Annotated in this window: 14 protein-coding genes; all 14 read right to left on the reverse strand. The window is 72.0% G+C overall.

Annotation, left to right across the window (positions count from 1 at the left end; genetic code table 11):
* Positions 1–115: 115 nt before the first annotated feature.
* A complete protein-coding gene (locus KUV85_RS11065; RefSeq protein WP_219959948.1) occupies positions 116–1,312 on the reverse strand; it encodes a CaiB/BaiF CoA transferase family protein in 1,197 nt (398 codons plus the stop codon).
* Entirely contained in the window at positions 1,309–2,730 is a 1,422-nt protein-coding gene (locus tag KUV85_RS11070) for an amidase (RefSeq protein ID WP_219959949.1), read from the reverse strand. The genes KUV85_RS11065 and KUV85_RS11070 overlap by 4 nt, the downstream gene beginning before the upstream one ends.
* A 75-nt stretch (positions 2,731–2,805) precedes the next feature.
* Positions 2,806–3,927 (reverse strand): ring-opening amidohydrolase, encoded by a 1,122-nt coding sequence (locus KUV85_RS11075; RefSeq protein WP_219959950.1) that lies wholly within the window; start codon positions 3,925–3,927, stop codon positions 2,806–2,808.
* 45 nt (positions 3,928–3,972) lie between these two features.
* Positions 3,973–4,929 carry a carbamate kinase gene (locus KUV85_RS11080; protein ID WP_219959951.1) on the reverse strand — a complete coding sequence of 319 codons (957 nt, stop codon included), beginning with the start codon at positions 4,927–4,929 and terminating at the stop codon, positions 3,973–3,975.
* Positions 4,930–5,022: 93 nt separating this feature from the next.
* Entirely contained in the window at positions 5,023–5,415 is a 393-nt protein-coding gene (locus tag KUV85_RS11085; RefSeq protein WP_219959952.1) for a VOC family protein, read from the reverse strand.
* A gap of 9 nt (positions 5,416–5,424) precedes the next feature.
* Positions 5,425–6,192 (reverse strand): SDR family oxidoreductase, encoded by a 768-nt coding sequence (locus KUV85_RS11090; protein ID WP_219959953.1) that lies wholly within the window; start codon positions 6,190–6,192, stop codon positions 5,425–5,427.
* A 19-nt stretch (positions 6,193–6,211) separates the two neighbouring features.
* Complete coding sequence (locus KUV85_RS11095) at positions 6,212–8,149, reverse strand: hydantoinase B/oxoprolinase family protein (protein ID WP_219959954.1); 1,938 nt, start codon at positions 8,147–8,149, stop codon at positions 6,212–6,214.
* Positions 8,149–10,260, reverse strand: coding sequence for a hydantoinase/oxoprolinase family protein (locus tag KUV85_RS11100; RefSeq protein ID WP_219959955.1), 2,112 nt, complete (start codon positions 10,258–10,260; stop codon positions 8,149–8,151). Before KUV85_RS11100 ends, KUV85_RS11095 begins: the two co-directional genes overlap by 1 nt.
* A 163-nt stretch (positions 10,261–10,423) precedes the next feature.
* On the reverse strand, positions 10,424–11,071 hold the full coding sequence (locus KUV85_RS11105) for an SRPBCC family protein (RefSeq protein ID WP_219959956.1): 648 nt from the start codon (positions 11,069–11,071) through the stop codon (positions 10,424–10,426).
* Positions 11,055–13,436, reverse strand: a complete 2,382-nt coding sequence (gene cutA / locus KUV85_RS11110; protein ID WP_219959957.1) for an aerobic carbon-monoxide dehydrogenase large subunit — start codon at positions 13,434–13,436, stop codon at positions 11,055–11,057. The genes KUV85_RS11105 and cutA overlap by 17 nt, the downstream gene beginning before the upstream one ends.
* Positions 13,433–13,945 carry a (2Fe-2S)-binding protein gene (locus KUV85_RS11115; protein WP_219959958.1) on the reverse strand — a complete coding sequence of 171 codons (513 nt, stop codon included), beginning with the start codon at positions 13,943–13,945 and terminating at the stop codon, positions 13,433–13,435. Before KUV85_RS11115 ends, cutA begins: the two co-directional genes overlap by 4 nt.
* Entirely contained in the window at positions 13,942–14,829 is an 888-nt protein-coding gene (locus KUV85_RS11120) for an FAD binding domain-containing protein (protein WP_219959959.1), read from the reverse strand. The genes KUV85_RS11115 and KUV85_RS11120 overlap by 4 nt, the downstream gene beginning before the upstream one ends.
* Before the next feature lie 13 nt (positions 14,830–14,842).
* Positions 14,843–16,207, reverse strand: a complete 1,365-nt coding sequence (locus tag KUV85_RS11125; protein WP_425299406.1) for a uracil-xanthine permease family protein — start codon at positions 16,205–16,207, stop codon at positions 14,843–14,845.
* 221 nt (positions 16,208–16,428) lie between these two features.
* The gene (locus tag KUV85_RS11130; RefSeq protein ID WP_219959961.1) at positions 16,429–17,661 is read right to left on the reverse strand and encodes a PucR family transcriptional regulator; all 1,233 of its coding nucleotides are present in this window, start codon (positions 17,659–17,661) and stop codon (positions 16,429–16,431) included.
* Positions 17,662–17,678: the final 17 nt, after the last annotated feature.

Consider the following 17,678-nt stretch of genomic DNA (forward strand, 5'->3'; position numbering starts at 1 on the left):
CAGGCTGGGGCTCCTTGCGATGACACGTTACCAAAGGGTGGCCGTTCGGGGGGTTTCGAGGCTCAGGCCTTGGCGGCCTTCGCACCTCAACCACCGTGGGCGGCTGGGCCACTCCTCAACCGTCCTTGCGGAGCCACTCCTCCAGGCGTTCGCGGTCCGCGCCGAGCACCGGCGGTGCCTTGTGGGCGGTCTTGGTGACCTCGGCACCGCCGGTGTCGAAGAACCGCAGCGGCGGACCCGGGAGCGTGACGCTGCCCAGCGTCTGGTGGTCGACGTCGACCAGCAGGCCCTGGCTGCGCGCCTGCTCCCACTCATACACCTGGTCGATCGGGCGCACCCGACCGGCCGGGATGCCGGCCTCGTCGAGCTTGGCGAAGAGCTCGTCGGGCCCGAACGGCGCGAAGGTCTCCTCCACCAGGCCCACCAGCCGCTCGCGGTGGGCGACGCGCTCGGCGTTCGTCGCGAGGCCCTCCGCGGCCGGGTCCAGGTCGAAGGCGGCGCAGAACTTCTGCCACAGCTGCTCGCTGCCCACCGCGATCTGCACCGCACCGTCGCGGCAGTGGAACAGCCCGTACGGCGCGATCGAGGGGTGGTGGTTGCCACTCGCGCGGCTGACCTCCCCGGCGACGGTCCACTTGGTGCCGTTGAAGGCGTGGACGCTGACGCCGGCGGCCAGCAGCGAGGTGCGCACCACGGTGCCCTGACCGGTGCGCTCACGGTCGTAGAGCGCGGCGAGCACGCCGTGCGCGCCGTTCATGCCGGCGAGCAGGTCGCAGATCGGGGTGCCGACCCGCTGCGGCTCCTCGGGCGAGGGCCCGGTGATCGACATCAGGCCGGTCTCGCCCTGCGCGATCTGGTCGTAGCCGGCGCGGGCGCTCTCCGGGCCGTCGTGCCCGAAGCCGGTGATGGAGAGGACGACCAGCCGCGGGTTGATCGCGTGCAGGTCCTCGAACCCGAGGCCGAGGCGGTCGAGCACGCCGGGACGGAAGTTCTCCACGAAGACGTCGGCGCGGCGTACGAGGTCGCGCAGCAGGGCGACGTCGTCCTCGGCCTTGAGGTCGAGCGCCACGGACTCCTTGTTGCGGTTGGCCGAGAGGAAGTACGTCGCCTCGTCGGCCCCCTCGCCCTCCGGCGAGGCGAACGGCGGACCCCAGCCGCGGCTGTCGTCGCCACGGCCCGGCGCCTCGACCTTGATCACGCGGGCGCCGAGGTCGCCCATGATCATCGTGGCGTGCGGTCCGGCCAGGGCGCGGGACAGGTCGACGACCAGGACACCCGACAGCGGGCCGGCAGCGGTCTCGGACTCGGTCATCGGGTCTCCTCCAGGTTCGGCACGCGGGTGCCGGTCGTGGTGCTCTTCTCGATGGCGTGGGCCAGCTGCAGCACGCCGAGGTCGTCGCCGGGGCGGCCCACGACCTGCAGCCCGACGGGCAGCCCGGCGGGGGTGAAGGCCAGCGGCACCGACGCGGCCGGCATGCCGGTGGCCGAGATCCAGTAGCAGCCCCGCATCCAGTCCAGGTAGGTCTCGGTCGGCCGGCCGCCGACCTCGAACGGGTAGCGCTGCGTGCCCGGGAACGGTGTCACAGGCGACACCAGCGTCACCAGGAACTCGTGCTCGTCCAGGAAGCTGCGCAGCCGGTGGTAGAGCACGGTTCGGCGCCGGCCGGCGTCGAGCAACTGCTCGCCGGTGAGCTCCAGGCCCTGGGTGATGTTCCAGGCGGCGGACTCGCCGAAGTCGTCGGGCCGCTCGCGGTAGAGGTCGCCCAGTGCGAGGGCGTACCACCACGCCCGCCAGGTGCGGAAGACGTCGTCGGCGTCGGTCAGGTCGGGGTCGCGGTCGGCGACCTCGCAGCCGAGGTCACGGAGTACGTCGCGCCCCGGCGCCATCGCGGCGACGACGTCCTCGTCGACGGCCAGGCCGCCGAGGTCGGGACTCCAGGCGACGCGGACGCCGGAGAAGTCGCGGTCCAGCGGGGCACGAAAGGCCTCCACCGGGGTGGACTGCGTCAGCGGCGAGCGCGCGTCGGGCAGCCCCAGGACGGAGAGGTAGAGCGCCAGGTCCTCGGCCGTGCGCGCCATCGGGCCCGACACCGACTGGGTGAACCAGGCGTCGGCGGCCGGCCACGCGGGCACACGGCCGATCGAGGGCCGCAGCCCGACGACGTTGCAGAAGCTCGCGGGGTTGCGCAGCGAGCCGCCCATGTCGGTGCCGTCGGCCAACGGCACCAGGCGCGCGGCGAGCGCGGCGGCGGCGCCACCGCTGCTGCCGCCGGCGGTGCGTTCGGTGTCCCACGGGTTGCGGGTCAGCCCGAAGACCTCGTTCTCGGTGTGCGACCCGGTGCCCCACTCGGGGGTGTTGGTCTTGCCGACGAGGACGCCGCCGGCCTCCCGGACCCGCTGCGCGACCACGTGGTCGGTGGTCGGCACGTGCTGGCGGTACGCCGTGGAGCCGTAGGTCGTGCGGATCCCGGCGGTGTCGACGAGGTCCTTGTGCGCGACCGGCAGTCCGTGCAGCGGACCGACCGGCTCACCGGCGGCGAGCGCGTCGTCACAGGCCCGGGCGCGGCGTTCGGCCTCCTCGGGCGTGAGCGTCACGATCGCGTTGATGCGCGGGTTGATCCGCTCGATGCGCGACAGGTGGGCCGCCAGCACCTCGCGTGCGGAGACCTCCTTGGCCCGCAGCATCGCGGAGAGCTCCGTCGCCGAGCGCAGGCACAGGTCCTCGGTCATCAGGTGTCGTCCTTCGTCGTTGGAGCGACGTCGGGGCCCGGGCACAGCGGCCCGGGCCCCGACGTCAGTGGAGCATCACGGAGCCGGGTAGCCCGTCGGCTCGTCACCCAGGTCCACGATCGCGGCGACGGGGCCGCCGCCCTCGGGGCCCTGGTGGGCGGCCGAGACGGACACGAAGACCGCCGGGTCGCCGGTGACGGCAGCGGTCACGCCGCCGACGCACGCCTTGATCTGGCGGTGCCAGTGGACGTCGGAGTCGTCGAGCATCGCGTTGCGGCGCCCGCGGACCTCGCCGTCCTGGCTGGCCTCGCACTTGAGGAACAGGTTGACCAGGCGGCCACCGAGGTCGCTGGTGTGCGGCCGCTCGGGCAGCTCCAGGCCGGCGTCGCGGATGGCGTTCCAGAGGCCGTCCTGGTCCAGCGCGTCGTTCATGACCGAGTGGCCGATGCGGTAGCGGCCACCGACGTTCGGGGCGTTGCCGACCACGACGACCTGGGCCTGGTCCAGCTCGACACCCGAGGAGCAGGACGCGACCGCGGAGTACAGCTCGCGGCTGTGCATGACGTCCTCGTCGGTGGGCATGTCGATCTCGCCCAGCGCCACGGCGATGCCGAGTGCGGTGCAGCCGTTGGAGAGGTCCATCGACTCGTGGGTGTGCTCGGTCCACACCGTCTTGCCGCGGCTCTTGGCGTCGCGGATGGTGTGGATGGTCAGCAGCGGGGTCTTGGTCTGCACGTAGTGCACGTCGGCGGGGTCCTCGATGCCGGCGCGCTCCATGGCGACCTTCACCGCGTCGGAGACCTTGGAGACCATCGAGGTGCGGCCGATGTCCTCGGGCGCGAGCTCCTCGCTCATCGCGAAGCCGACGGTGAGGCGCGGCTCCTCGGTGGGCTCGGCGTCGGTGGTGGCGAAGATCGTGGCGTGGGGGCTGATCACGCCGTCGGTGCCGCCCGACCACACGATCGGGATCTCCTTGACCTGCGCCTCGGGAGCACCCTTGGCGATGAGGGCCTCACGGAAGGCGCGGTCGGCGATGATGCGGGTGTAGTCGTTGACGCCGCCGTTGCCTTCGGTCTTGCCGATGATGGCGATGACGCGGTCGGCCTCGAGCACGCCGTCCTCGATGAGCTTGGTGAGCTCACTGGCGTCGGCGACGGAGTGGATCGGGATCTTCCGGACTTCGATGGGCTGGGGCACGGTGGTTCCTTCCTCGGGGGTTTCCTACGTTCGTGCGTGGGTCGGTCAGGCGGTGGTGGCGTCGCCACCGCGGTCGGGTACGACGCGGGTGCCGGCGCCGCCGGCGACGGCCTCGCTGATGCGGGCCAGGGAGGTGATCAGGCCGGTGCCGCCGCGCTCGGCGAAGCGGACGACGGACTCGACCTTGGGGCCCATGGAGCCGGCCGCGAAGCGCTCGCGCTCGGCGATCGCGCGCATCTCGGCGGCGGGGGTCTCCCCCACCGGCGCCTCGTGGTCGGTGCCGTAGCCGGTGATCACCGCGTCGACGTCGGTGGCGATGACCAGCAGGTCGGCCTCGATGTGGTCGGCGATGAGGGCAGCGGTGAGGTCCTTGTCGATGACGGCCTCGACGCCGATGAGGGTGCCGTCCTCGGTCTGCGCGGTCGGGATCCCGCCGCCGCCGGAGCAGACGACGACGAACCCGGCCGCGAGCAGGGTGTCGGCGGCCGCGGCGTCCAGGCACACCCGGGGCTCGGGCGAGGCGGTCACGCGGCGCCACCCCTTGCCCGGCACCTCGACGAACTGCTGGCCGTGCTCGATCATCTTCTGCGCGTCGTCGCGCGTCAGGTGGCGGCCGATCGGCTTGGTCGGCGCGTCGAAGCCCGGGTCGTCGATGTCGACGACGGTGCGGGACACCAGCGCGGCGGTGCGCTGGGCGACCTCACGCTGCGCCAGGGCCACGTCGAGGGCGTCCATCACGGTCACGCCGACGGTCGCCTGGGTGGAGGCCACGCACCAGTCCAGCGGGACCGGCGGGACGACGGATGCGGCCAGCTCGTTCTTGCGCAGCAGGTTGCCGACCTGGGGGCCGTTGCCGTGGGTGAGCAGGACCTGGTGGCCCTCGGCGACCAGGTCCGCGATCGGCTCGGCGGCGCGCGCGATGGCTGCCCGCTGGTCGTCGGGGCCGGCGCTGCCGTCCGGTGCTGTCATGGCGTTGCCGCCCAGTGCGATCACGATCCGCATGCAGTCGAAACTAGTGATCGACGTGACGCGGGACACCGGCAAGACCTTCCAACGGCACGACGAAGCGTTGGCAGGTGTTACCAACCGCCGCGGTCAGTCCGCGGGAGCGTCCCGGAACTGGTCGACCAGGATGCGGTGCCCGTCGGGATCGCGGACGACGAGGTGGGCCGGCCCGGTGCCCGGCTCCGGGTCGGCGACGACGTCCGCGCCGGCGCCGTGCAGCGCCCGGGCGACCTCGCGGACGTCGGTGAAGTCGTCGGTCTCGCCGAGCGTGGCGTCCATGCCCGGGTTGAAGGTGAGCATCGGGGCGTCGAAGTCCATGCCCTCGAAGCAGAACAGCCCGACGACCGCGACGCCGTTGCGCAGGATCAGGTAGCCCTCGTCGGTCGAGCCACCGACGGGCTCGAAGCCGAGAGTGGCGTAGAAGTCGTGGGAGGCCGCCAGGTCCGCGACCGGGAGGCTGATCGAGAAGGCGCCGGGCTGCATGGCCTCACTCTAGGCGCGCGCCAGCACCGCCGCGACGCCCTCGGGCTCGCGGCCGAGCAGGCCCCGCAGCGGCCCGGGGCCGGTCGGGAGCCCGTGGGCGTCGTAGTAGGCGAACATCGCCGCCAGCCAGGGGTGGACGTCGGCCGGCGCCGGCACGCGGCGGGCGGTCACCGGACGGCCCAGGTGCACCGACGCGGCCGCAGCGACGTCGGCCACCGACACCAGCTCCGGTCCACCCAGCTCGTAGGTGGCACCGACGTGGCCGGGCTCGGTGAGCACCGTCGCGGCGGCCTCGCCGACGTCGGCCAGGCCGACCATGCCGAACGGCGTGGTCACGTCGTAGGGAACGGTGAGTTCGTCCGGCAGCCGGTCGCCGTCGGGACGCAGCTGCGGCAGCAGGTTGTCCACGTAGGCGCAGGGCTGCAGCAGGGTCCAGGCGAGGCCGGAGGCCCGCACGATCCGCTCCCCCTCCGCCTTGCCGAGGTGGTGCGGCATCGACGGCTCGTACGGCGCCGCCACCGAGTGGTAGACGACCCGCTCGACCCCGGCCCCCCGCAGGCCCGCAACGACGTCGCGCACCAGCTCCGGCTCGTCGGGATACAGGTTCGGCGCGATGAGGTACGCCGCGCCGCAGCCCGCGACGGCGGCCGCCGGGTCGGCGTACGCCTCCCGGCCGAGGGGACGAGCGGTGGCGCCGCGTGCCTCGAGGGCCGCGACGACCGCCCGCCCCGTCTTGCCGGTGCCGCCGAGGACGGCGACCTCGATGTGCTCACTCATCGGCGGTGGGTCGGCTCGCTCACTGCCAGTCGACCTCGGCGCTGGTGGCGCCGGCGGCGAGCGTCGCGTAGCCGGGGCCACGGTCGAAGAACGCCTCGTCGCCACGGGCGGCGACCAGCTCGGCACGCCTCGTCGTGGTGGCGTCGACGTCGTACCCAACCTCGTCCAGCGGGACGCCGGGGCTGACCTCGGCGGGCACGCCGGTCAGGACGACGCCGTAGTCGGCGAGCGCCCCCTCCGGGGAGACCTTGTGCCACCGCACGTCGCGGACGACGAGCTCGGGGTCCCGCACCAGCGGGTCACCCCAACCGCCGCCACCGGTGGTGCGGATGCGGATCACCTCGCCGGCAGCCACCGGCTCGGAGTCGGCCAGGGCGTCGACGTCGCGCTCGTTGGGACCACCCGGGTCGACGGTGACCTCGAAGGGCCGCCCGGCCTTGCCGCCCTTGACGCCCCAGCAGGCCAGGATCGAGCGGTCGGCGATGGACATGAAGTCCGCGTCGCGCAGCATCCGGATGCTCTTCTCGTAGCCGAGCCCACCGCGGTACTGGCCCGGGCCGCCGGAGTCGACCGCGAGCGAGAGCGACTCGACGATGAAGGGGAACCGGGACTCGGTGAACTCGGTCGGGAGGTTCCGCGAGTCCGGCACCACGTGGATGGTGTCCTCGCCGTCGGCGTAGTAGCGGCCACCGGAGCCACCGCCGAGCACCTCGCGCATCAGGTAGGAGCGGCCCTCCGCGTCGGTGCCGTAGACACCGGTGTAGCGGATGGTCTCTTGGTCGGCCGGCATCCGCCCGTCGACCGCCTTGGCGATCACGCCGGACAGCACGCCGAGCAGCCGCAGGATGACGAACGTGCGGGCGTTGGTCGGCGCCGGGAAGACCGGCGTCAGCAGCGTGCCCGGCTCGGGGAACCGCATGTCGATCAGCGGTACGACGCCCTCGTTGACGTCGAGCTCGGCCATGCGCTCGGGGGTGTCGGCCAGGTTGCGCAGGATCGGCGCGAGCCACTTCTTGAGGAAGACGCCGTCGGAGTAGTCACCGCAGTGGTTGATCGGCCCCTTGGCCTGCGGCGCGGTGCCGTCGAAGTCCAGCACCAGCCGCTCCCCCTCCGGGTCGTCCGGAGCGGTGCGCGTCAGGGTGATGCGCTGCGTGTGCAGTTGCGGGTCCTCCACGCCGTCGTGCTCGGCGTAGTCCTCCCACGTCCAGCTGCCGACCGGGATCTTGTCCAGGATCTCGCGACGGTAGGTCTCGGTGGTGCGGGCGAGGATCGCGTCGAAGCAGGCCTCGACCTCGTCGCGGCCGTAGCGCTCGAAGAGCTCCCCGAGACGGCGGGCGCCCATCAGGCACGCCGAGCACTCGGCGTCCAGGTCGGCGGCCAGCGAGTCGGGCATCCGCGAGTTGCGGGTCATGATCGCCAGCGCGGACCGGTTGGGCACCCCGGCGTCCCACAGCTTGATCGGAGGCACCATCAGGCCCTCCTCGTAGACCGTGGTGGCCTGGCTCGGCATCGAGCCGGGGACCGCGCCGCCGATGTCGTCGTGGTGGCCGAAGGCCTGCACGAAGCAGACGACCTCGTCACCGCTGAACACCGGGACGGTGACGCACAGGTCCGGGAGGTGGCCGATGCCGCCCTCGGACCGGTAGACGTCGTTGTGGAAGAACACGTCGCCGGGACGCATCTCCTCCAGCGGGAAGTCCCGTGCCACCGGGTGCACCAGCGCGCTGTACGAGCGGCCGGTCAGCTTGCGCAGGTGGCGGTCGTGGATGCCGGCACGGAAGTCGTGCGCGTCCCGGATCATCGGGCTGCGCGAGGTCCGCGCGATCGCGGTCTCGACCTCCTGCTCGACCGAGGCCAGGCTGCCCTGGACGATCTCGACCAGCACCGGGTCGGCCGACGCACCGCCGTCGGCGGTGAGCATCTCGTAGGGGAAATCAGTGGGGACACGACGACTCATCAGGACTCCTCCGCGCGCCGAACGATCAGGTTGAGGTGGGCATCGACCCGTGCCGTGAAGCCGGGGTGGAGCGGCACGGTCGAGCCGAACTCCTCGAGGATGGCCGGGCCGGTGACGACCTGGCCGGGCTGCACGTCGGGACGCCAGAACACCGGGGTGTCGACGTAGCCGACCTTGGGGTCGAAGCAGACGTCGCGACGGCTGCGCGGCGTCGGCTCGCCCGGGTCCGCCGGGACCTCGTGCGCCGGCAGGTCCGGACGCTCGATCGGGCCGACACCGGACACGCGCAGGTTGACCCACTCGACCTGCTGGTCCTCGTCGTGGGAGAAGTCGTAGCCGTACAGCGCGCGGTGCTCGGCGTGGAACCGGTCCGCGACCCGGTCCAGCAGGGCCCGGTCGACCGGGCCCTCGGGCACCGGCACCCGCACCTCGTAGGCCTGCCCGAAGTAGCGCAGGTCGGCGGTGCGGTCGTAGCGGTGGCGCTCCTCGGGGAAGCCCTCACCCGAGAGCGCGTGGCGCGCCTGGACGGTGAGGGCGTCGTACACGCCGGCGACGTCGTCGGCGGTGAGCTGGTCGTGCAGCTGCACATGGGTGCGGACGTAGTCGTTCTTCACGTCCACGGTCAGCAGGCCGAACGCCGAGACGTTGCCCGGGTCCGGCGGCACCAGCACGGTCGGTACGTCGAGGATGTCGACCAGGCGGCACAGCAGCAGCGAGCCGGAGCCACCGAAGGTGGTCAGCGCGAAGTCACGGACGTCCAGTCCGCGCTGGACGGTGATCTGCCGCAGCGCGTTGGCCTGGTTCCAGGCACTGATCTCCAGGATGCCGGCGGCGCACTCCTCGACGCCGAGGCCGAGCTTGCCGGCCAGCTCGGTGATGCCCGAGCGGGCGGCGTCGGCGTCGAGCGGGATCTCGCCACCGAGCAGGTGGGGTGGGATCCGGCCGAGGACGACGTGGGCGTCGGTGATGGCGACGTCGGCGCCGCCCTTGCCGTAGCACAGCGGGCCCGGGTCGGCGCCGGCCGAGTGCGGGCCGACCTTCAGGGTGCCCTCGGGCGAGAGCCAGGCGACCGAGCCGCCGCCCGCACCGACGGTGACGACGTCGATCATCGGGATCTTGCTCGGGTAGACGCCGACGCTGCCCTCGGTGGTCAGCGTGGGCTCGCCGTCGACCACGACGGTGACGTCGGTCGAGGTGCCGCCGCCGTCGCAGGTGAGCACCTTGTCGTAGCCGGCGGTCCGGGCGATGAGTGCGGCGCCCAGGGCGCCCGCGGCCGGGCCGGAGAGCACGGTGGTGATCGGCTGGTGCACGACCTCCTCGGCGCTGAGGACACCGCCGTTGCTCTTCATGACGTAGAAGGGCAGGCCGTCGCGGTAGGTCGCGAGCCGGTCCTTGATGTTGTTGACGTAGCGGGAGAGCTTCGGCTTCACCGCGGCGTCGACCAGCGTGGTCATCGACCGCTCGTACTCGCGGTACTCGCGCAGCACCTCGCTCGAGACCGACACGATCGCGTCGGGGTGCTCCTCGGCGAGGATCGCCCGCATCCGCTCCTCGTGGTCGGGGTTGGCGTAGGCGTGCAGGAAGCAGACGCCGAGGGTGTCGATGCCCTGGTCGCGGAACCAGCGGGCGACCTCGCGGGCCTGCTGCTCGTCGAAGGGGCGGATCTCCGCACCGGTGTGGTCGAGCCGGCCGCCCACCGAGCGCACCAGGTCGCGCGGCACGATCCGGTCCGGCTTCACCCAGAAGTAGGAGTTGCCGTAGCCGTCGGGCACCGACTGCCGCGCGATCTCGAGCATCGCGTCGTAGCCCTCGGTGGTGATGAACCCGAGCTTGCCGACCTTGCCCTCCAGCAGCTGGTTGGTCGCCACCGTCGTGCCGTGGCTGACCGCCTCGATCGCCTCGGCACGGTCGGCCTCGGCGACCTCCATCGTGTCGAGGATCTTGGCGATGCCGGCGAGGAAGCCCTCGGCCGGGTCGGACGGGGTGCTCGGCGTCTTGGTCGTCACCAGGCGGCCGGACCGCTGGTCGAAGGCGACCACGTCGGTGAACGTGCCGCCGGTGTCGATGCCGACCCGGATGCTGCCGGGGGCGGTGTGGCTGGTCTCACTCATGGCGACGATTCAACCCGGCGGACCCCCGCGGCGACCACGGCAGATTCTGCCACCGAAACCGGATTCGATGGGCAACTGTTGCCATGTGCCCCGGAGCTCGCGAGCACAGGAAAACGACGAGGTCCCGGCACCCCGAGGAGGGAGTGCCGGGACCCGTGAGCGCTCAGCGGCGACGCGCCGCCACGGCGCCGACGACGACGCCGAGCAGCACCAGGCCCGCACCGACCGCGGTGCCCTTGAGGAAGTCCTCGGCGCTGCCGGCCGATGCGACCGCACCGCCACCGCCGGAGGCGGTGAAGACCGCGCCCGGGGCCGCGGCGTCGCCACTGTCGGGGACCGCGGCCGTGACGGCCTGCTCGACCGGCTCCGCGGCACCGGTCAGCGCCTTCTCGACGTTGCCGAAGAACTCCGCCGCCATGCGCTTGCTCACCGAGGCCAGCATCCGCTGCCCGACGCCGGCGATCATGCCGCCCACGACCGCGTCGGCCTCGTAGCTGATCGTCGTGGTGCCGTCCTGGCCCGGCGCGAAGGACACGTCCACGTCAGTCGCGATGGTGCCGGGTGCACCGGCGCCCTCGGCGGTCAGCACCAGCGAGGAGTGCTCCTGCAGGTTGCGCAGCGAGCAGGTGCCGGCGTACGAGCCCTTGATCGCGGCGACGCCCGCCGTGACCGTCATGGCGTAGGTGTGCTCACCGGTCGTCTGCAGCTGCTCGCAGCCGGGGATGGTCCGCACCAGCACGTTCGGGTCGAGCATGGCGTCCCAGACGCGCTCGACGGGGGCGTTCAGGGTGGCTTCACCGGCGATCTTCATGGGTGCTCCTCAGGGCAAACAGCTCGGAAGGGGAAATGGGCATCGAGGTGATCGGGAAGCCCTCGGCGTCCTCGATCGCGGACGCGAAGAGTGCCGAGGAGGGGATCACGCCGGCCTCGCCGGCGCCCTTGATGCCGAGGGGGTTGAGGGGTGAGGGGGTCTCGAGGTGGTCGATCTCGATGCTGGTCGGCACCTCGGTGACGTAGGGCATCAGGAAGTCCATGAACGAGGCGTTGACCAGCTGGCCCGACTCGTCGTACTCCATCCGCTCGTACAGCGCCCCACCGACGCCCTGGGCGACGCCGCCGTGGATCTGGCCCTGCACGATCATCGGGTTGATCAGCGTGCCGCAGTCGTGGACCACGGCGTACTTCAGGATCGAGATCTCGGCGGTCTCCGGGTCGGTCTCGACGATGACGGCGTGCATGCCGGCAGCGAACGTCGAGCGCTCCGGCGAGTAGAAGTCGCGGCCCTCCAGGCCCGGCTCGTCGTCCTCGGCGACCGGCGGCTTGCCGGGGTCACCGACCGAGAACTGGGTCGCGGCCTGGGAGGCCTCGTCGAAGGCGTAGCGCAACGGGTTGGACAGCACCGCGACCGTCCCGAGGGCGATGGTGCTGTCCGGTGCACCCTTGACACCGATGACGCCGTCGTTGATGTCGAGGTCGTCCACGGAGCACTCCAGTGCCTCCGCCGCGATCCGCAGCGCCTTCTCCCGCACCATCCGGGCCGTCAGCGCGACCGCGGAGCCGCTCATCACGGCAGCACGGGAGGCGAAGGTGCCCACGGCGTAGGGCATGCCGCGGGTGTCACCGGAGACCAGCTCGACGTCCTCGAACGGGACACCCAGCTCCTCGGCCACGATCTGGGCGAAGGCGGTCTGGTGGCCCTGCCCCTGGGAGGTGAGGCCGATCGCGACCTTCACCCGGCCACTGGTCTCGACCTGGATGTGGGCACCCTCGTAGGGGCCGACGCCGGTGCCCTCGACGTAGCAGGCCAGGCCGACGCCGACGCGGCGTCCCTCGGCCCGCGCGTTGTCGCGGTAGGACTCGAAGTCGTCCCAGCCGACGAGGTCCTTGAGCTTGGTCAGCAGCCCCGGGTAGTCGCCGGAGTCATAGATCAGCGGACGCCCGTCCTGGAAGGTCATCCCGTGGTCGTAGGGGAACTCGTCGGGCTGGATGAAGTTCGCCGCCCGCACCTCGGTCCGGTCCTTGCCGAGCCGCTGCGCGATGGCGTCCATCGTGCGCTCCATGACGTAGACGCCCTGCGGTCGCCCGGCGCCGCGGTAGGGCGTGACGATCACCGTGTTGGTGTAGAGCGAGTCGAAGGTCACCTCGTAGCTGCCCGGCTTGTAGGGCCCCAGCAGCTGGGTGGAGGTGATGATCGGGACGATCAGGCCGTACGGCGTGTACGCGCCGTGGTCGTGCCAGAACCGGACCGAGAGGCCCAGCACACGACCGTCGTCGTCGAAGCCGACCTGGACGTGGTGGTCCTGGCCGCGCTCGTGCGCGGAGGAGATGAAGTGCTCGCGCCGGTCCTCGGTGAACTTCACCGGCCGGCCCAGCGTCCGGGCCGCCAGCGGCACCAGCACCTCCTCGGGCCACGGGTGCACGATCTTGACGCCGAAGCCGCCCCCCACGTCGGGGGTCATCACGTCGACCTGGGCGAGGTCGAGGCCGAGCTTGGCCGCGACCGCCGCCCGCAGGCCGGTCGAGGTCTGCGTGGAGCTCCACACCTGCAGCCGGTGGGTGTCGTTGTCCCACCGCGCGACGGTGGCGCGGCCCTCCATCGGCATCGAGGCGCTCCGCTCGACGTGGAGGTCGAGCTCGAGCGAGTGCGGGGCCGAGGCGATCGCCGAGGCCGGGTCGCCCACGCGTTGCTCGAACCGCGCGGCGATGTTGTCGGGGACGTCGTCGTGGACCGCGTTCGACGCCTCGCGGGCGGCATCGATGCCGACCACCGCGGGGAGGTGCTCGAACCTCACCTGGATCCGCGCGACCGCGTCCTCGGCGAGGTAGCGGTTGTCGGCCACGACGAACGCGATCGCCTCACCGACGTAGCGGACCTCGTCCTTGGCCAGGGCGTACTGGGTACGGCCCTGGGTGAGCGAGGGGTGCGGGATGAGCAGCGGCAGCGGGTCGGCCATCGCGCCGGTGAGGTCGTCGTAGGTGTAGACCGCGTGCACGCCCTCGATGTCGAGGACACCGGAGACGTCGATGTCGACGATGCGGGCGTGGGCGTGCGGGCTTCGAAGGACGGCGGCCTCGAGGGCGCCGGGCACCAGGTCGTCGGCGTACTGCCCGAGACCGCGCAGCAGCCGCTCGTCCTCGACGCGCTGGACCTTCTCCCCGATCAGCTTGGTGGTCATGCCGAGACCTCGCCTCCCTGCTCGTCGGCGATCTCCGAGGCACGCAGCACGGCGTCGACGATGTTCTGGTAGCCGGTGCAGCGGCACAGGTTGCCGGCGATCATGTCGACGGCCTCCTCCCGCGTGGGCCTGGGGTTCTCCTCCAGCCCGGCGGTGATGGTGGTCAGGAAGCCGGGGGTGCAGAACCCGCACTGCAGGCCGTGGCACTCCTTGAAGGCCTGCTGGACCGGGCCCAGCTCACCGTCGGACCGGGTCAGGCCCTCGACGGTGGTGATCTCAGCGCCCTGCGCCGAGACGGCGAAGAGCAGGCAGGAGCGGATCGGCTTGCCGTCCATCCGGATGGTGCAGGCGCCGCAGACCCCGTGCTCGCAGCCGACGTGGGTGCCGGTGAGGCCGATGTCGTGGCGCAGCGCGTCGCTGAGCAGCCGCCGGGCCGGGACCGAGATCTCGTACGGCGTCCCGTTGACGACGAGTCGCAGGTCGTGCAGCTCCTCGGTGTCGTTCGTCATGGGGTGGGGCCCTCCTTGCCGGCCCGGTCGAGCGCGTCGTCGTGGGCCGCGCGGATCACGCGGCGGGTCAGGGTGCGGGCCAGCTGGGTCCGGTAGGCCGCGCTGGCGTGGATGTCGTCCTCCGGCTCCAGGGCCCCCAGGGCGAGGTCGGCGGCCGCGTCCAACGACTCCTCGTCGGCGGTGCCGGCGGCGAAGGCCTCGGACAGGTCGACGACGGTGGGGACCTCGCAGACCGACAGGTAGCCGGCCCGCACCGAGGTGATCCGGCCGCCCTCGGTGCCGACGACGGCGGCGACGCCGCACAGGGCGTAGTCGCCGTGGCGGCGGGCCACCTCGTCGACGGCCACGCCGGCCCCGTCCGCGAGGGCGGGCACCCAGGCGGAGACCGCCAGTTCATCGGTCCGCACGCTCGACTCCATCGGCCCGGGGAAGAACTCCTCGGCCCCGATCTCACGGGTGCCGCCCGTCGAGGCGACCGTGATGCTGCCGCCCAGCAGGCGCAGCACCATCGGCATCTCCGCGGCCGGGTCCGCGTGAACGATCGAACCGACCGTCGTACCGCGGTTGCGGATCGTGCCGTGCGCCACCAGGCCGAGCGCCTTGGCCAGCAGGGGCTGGACGCGGGCAGCATCGGCGTCGGCCATCAGCTCGGCGTGGCGCACCAGCGCCCCGAACCGGACCCCCCGGCTGTCGCAGTCGACCTGCGACAGCCCGGGGAGGCCGTTGATGTCCACGAGGAGTCCCGGTGCCGCGAGCCGCATCGACAGCAGCGGCACCAGGCTCTGCCCACCGGCCAGCACCTTCGCGTCCCCGCTGGTGCCGAGGACCTCCAGGGCCTCCTCCAGCGTGGTCGGTCGGGCGTAGGAGAACGGTGCGGGTTTCACAGGGACATCATCCTCAGGTGGTGGTCGCCGGCGTCTCGGTGCCGAGCTCTTCGCGACGGCTCTTGACCAGGTGGAAGTAGGCGATCACCAGGATGGTGCCGAGCGCGATGCCACCGAGCTCGAAGTCGTCGGTGACCTGCAGCGTGACGCCGCCGACACCGGCGATGATGCCCGCGGCCAGGCCGACCAGGTTGACGGGGTTGCCGAAGTCGACCCGGTTCTCCACCCAGATCTTGGCGCCGACGAGGCCGATCATGCCGTAGAGCACGACCGTGATGCCGCCGAGCACGCCACCGGGGACCGCGTTGATGATCGCGCCGAACTTCGGGCACAGGCCCAGGATGATCGCGAACATCGCCGCGGCGTAGTACGCCGCCGTGGAGTAGACGCGGGTGGCGCTCATGACACCGATGTTCTCGGCGTACGTCGTCGTCGGCGAGCCGCCGAAGAGGCTCGCGAGTGAGGTGGCGAGGCCGTCGGCGCCGATCGCACGCCCCATGTAGGGGTCGAGGTCGTCGCCGGTCATCTCGGCGACCGCCTTGACGTGGCCGGTGTTCTCCGCGATCAGTGCGATGACACCGGGCAGCACCAGCAGGATGAAGCTGAGCGAGAACGACGGGCCGTGGACGGCCGAGACACCGTCGGCGAGCTGGCCGCTGGGGAGGCCGAACCAGTCGGCCGACTCGACACCGGCCCACGAGACGCGGTCACGGGTGACGACCTCGCCGGTCGCGTCCGGGGAGGTGATGGGGCCGAAGACGCCGTCGGCGGCCCACGAGACGAGGTAACCGAACACCAGCGCCAGCAGCACCGCGATGCGGGACCAGAAGCCCGGCAGCATGACGGCGGCCGCGACCATGAAGGTGGCGGTGAGCAGCGCGATCCACTGGTCCTGGGGCCAGTAGGCGTCGGCCACGACCGGCGCGAGGTTGAACCCGATCAGCATGACCACCGCGCCGGTGACCGCCGGCGGCAGGATCGTATGGATCAGCCGGGCGCCGGCGAAGTGCACCAGCAGGCCGACCGCGGCGAGCACGAGGCCCGCCACCAGGATCGCGCCGGTGACGTCGGCGGAGTCACCGCCCTGGGCTCGGATCGCGACCACGGCAGCGACGAACGAGGCGCTCGTGCCGAGGTAGCTGGGCACCTTGTTCTTCACGATCAGCAGGAACAGGATCGTGCAGACACCCGAGAACAGGATCGCGAGGTTGGGGTCGAGCCCCATGATGATCGGGAACACGAACGTCGCGCCGAACATCGCGACGATGTGCTGCGCACCGAGGCCGACGGTGCGGCCCCAACTGAGCCGTTCCATCGGGCCGACGGCCGCTCCGGGCGGCGGGGTCTTCCCGCCGTGCACCACTTCCCACTTGAACATCGACATGTGCTGAGTCCTCCTGAGTCCGCCCGAGTCTCGTGACGATGGGTCGACGCTAGTGGTGCGGATCACGCCCGGCATGGGCCAGAGATGCCAAACAGATCACGAAAGGGCTGGCGAGGCTTGCCAGCCGCGCCTGCGCTGGCCTTGGTGGTCGAGCCGGCCGAGCGCCATCGAGGCCGTGTCGAGACCACCCGCGCCGGCACGGTCGGCCGCGCGTGTCAGTCGGTGAGCTCGAGGGCGCGGAGGGCGACGGCGATGTCCAGGCGCAGGGCCGGGTCGGTGGTGAACGCGCCGAGCACACCCTCGAGCTTGGTGATGCGGTAGCGCAGGGTGTTGTAGTGGAAGAACTGCTGCCGGGCGGCCTCGGCGACGTTGAGGTTGGTGTCGAGCAGCACCCGCAGCGTCGTGCGCAGGTCGGCTGCCTCGGTGGTGTCCTCCGCGAGCGGGCCCAGCACGTCGCTGACGAACGACTCCACCTCGCCCGGGTCCGGCACGAGCGCGATGAGGCGGTGGATGCCGAGGTCGTCGAACCAGGTGGTCGCCGTACCGCCGGAGAGGCGGCGACCGACCCGGTTGGCGCGCCGCGCCTGGGCGTACGCCGCGGGCAGGTCCTCGACGCGAGCCGCGACCCGGCTGACCCCTACCGAGAACGGGCGCCGACCACCGCCGCGGTCGCCCGCGACGGCGGCGACCACGGACTTCACGGCGGCGTGCAGGTCCTCGGGCTTCTCGGGCACCGGGAAGAGGGTGACGACCTCGGTGAAGAAGTCGGCAGTCGGGATCGAGGGGTCGCGCGACTCGCACACCTGGCCCCAGGCGGCGGCGAAGCGCTCCTGCCACAGGCCCTGGGTCGGCGCGTCGACGGGCTCCTCGCCGGCCGGGATCGGGTCGAGTTCGGCGGAGATCACCACGGCGGGACGGTCCAGCTCCCAGCCGACCGTGTGGGCGTGCTCGACCAGCACGGCCGCGTCACCGCCGCGACCGAGGAACACGTCGCGCAGGAAGTCGCCGCGGTACTTGTTCTCCACCAGCGCCACCGCACGCTGCCGCGTCACCAGCAGGGCGACCACGATCGCGGTCCGCTCCAGGGCCTGGATGTCGGCGACCTCGAGCTCGTGGTCGGGGCTGATGCAGATGAGCCGCGCCAGGTCGGGCCCCCCGGAGGGCACGCTGAGCACGCGCACCTCGCCATCGCGGTGGGGGCAGGACGGGCTGATGCGCTCGACGCGGAGCCGCCCGGTCTCGTCGACCAGCCCCTGCTCGGCGAGGCCCTCGCGCTGCTCGTCGGTCAGGGCTCCGCCGCGCTCGCGGCCGTCGGTGGAGGTGACCACGATGCCGATGCCCAGCATCCGCGAGACCTCGCTGCCGATCCGGTCGACGTCGGCCCCCGAGAGCACCAGCTTCGACAGCGTGGTGTGCAGCGCATCGGCGCGCGCCGCCTGCTCGGTCACCGGACCGCTTGGCAATT

Source organism: Nocardioides panacisoli, from assembly GCF_019448235.1.
GTDB classification, from domain to species: Bacteria; Actinomycetota; Actinomycetes; order Propionibacteriales; family Nocardioidaceae; genus Nocardioides; species Nocardioides panacisoli_A.

Coding starts and splice junctions, on each gene's coding strand:
- KUV85_RS11080 (WP_219959951.1), bottom strand. CDS start 4,929: ATGCGGATCGTGATCGCACTGGGCGGCAACGCCATGACAGCACCGGAC.
- KUV85_RS11095 (WP_219959954.1), bottom strand. CDS start 8,149: ATGAGTCGTCGTGTCCCCACTGATTTCCCCTACGAGATGCTCACCGCC.
- KUV85_RS11070 (WP_219959949.1), bottom strand. CDS start 2,730: ATGACCGAGGACCTGTGCCTGCGCTCGGCGACGGAGCTCTCCGCGATG.
- KUV85_RS11115 (WP_219959958.1), bottom strand. CDS start 13,945: ATGACGAACGACACCGAGGAGCTGCACGACCTGCGACTCGTCGTCAAC.
- cutA (WP_219959957.1), bottom strand. CDS start 13,436: ATGACCACCAAGCTGATCGGGGAGAAGGTCCAGCGCGTCGAGGACGAG.
- KUV85_RS11065 (WP_219959948.1), bottom strand. CDS start 1,312: ATGACCGAGTCCGAGACCGCTGCCGGCCCGCTGTCGGGTGTCCTGGTC.
- KUV85_RS11100 (WP_219959955.1), bottom strand. CDS start 10,260: ATGAGTGAGACCAGCCACACCGCCCCCGGCAGCATCCGGGTCGGCATC.
- KUV85_RS11090 (WP_219959953.1), bottom strand. CDS start 6,192: ATGAGTGAGCACATCGAGGTCGCCGTCCTCGGCGGCACCGGCAAGACG.
- KUV85_RS11085 (WP_219959952.1), bottom strand. CDS start 5,415: ATGCAGCCCGGCGCCTTCTCGATCAGCCTCCCGGTCGCGGACCTGGCG.
- KUV85_RS11105 (WP_219959956.1), bottom strand. CDS start 11,071: ATGAAGATCGCCGGTGAAGCCACCCTGAACGCCCCCGTCGAGCGCGTC.
- KUV85_RS11125 (WP_425299406.1), bottom strand. CDS start 16,207: ATGTTCAAGTGGGAAGTGGTGCACGGCGGGAAGACCCCGCCGCCCGGA.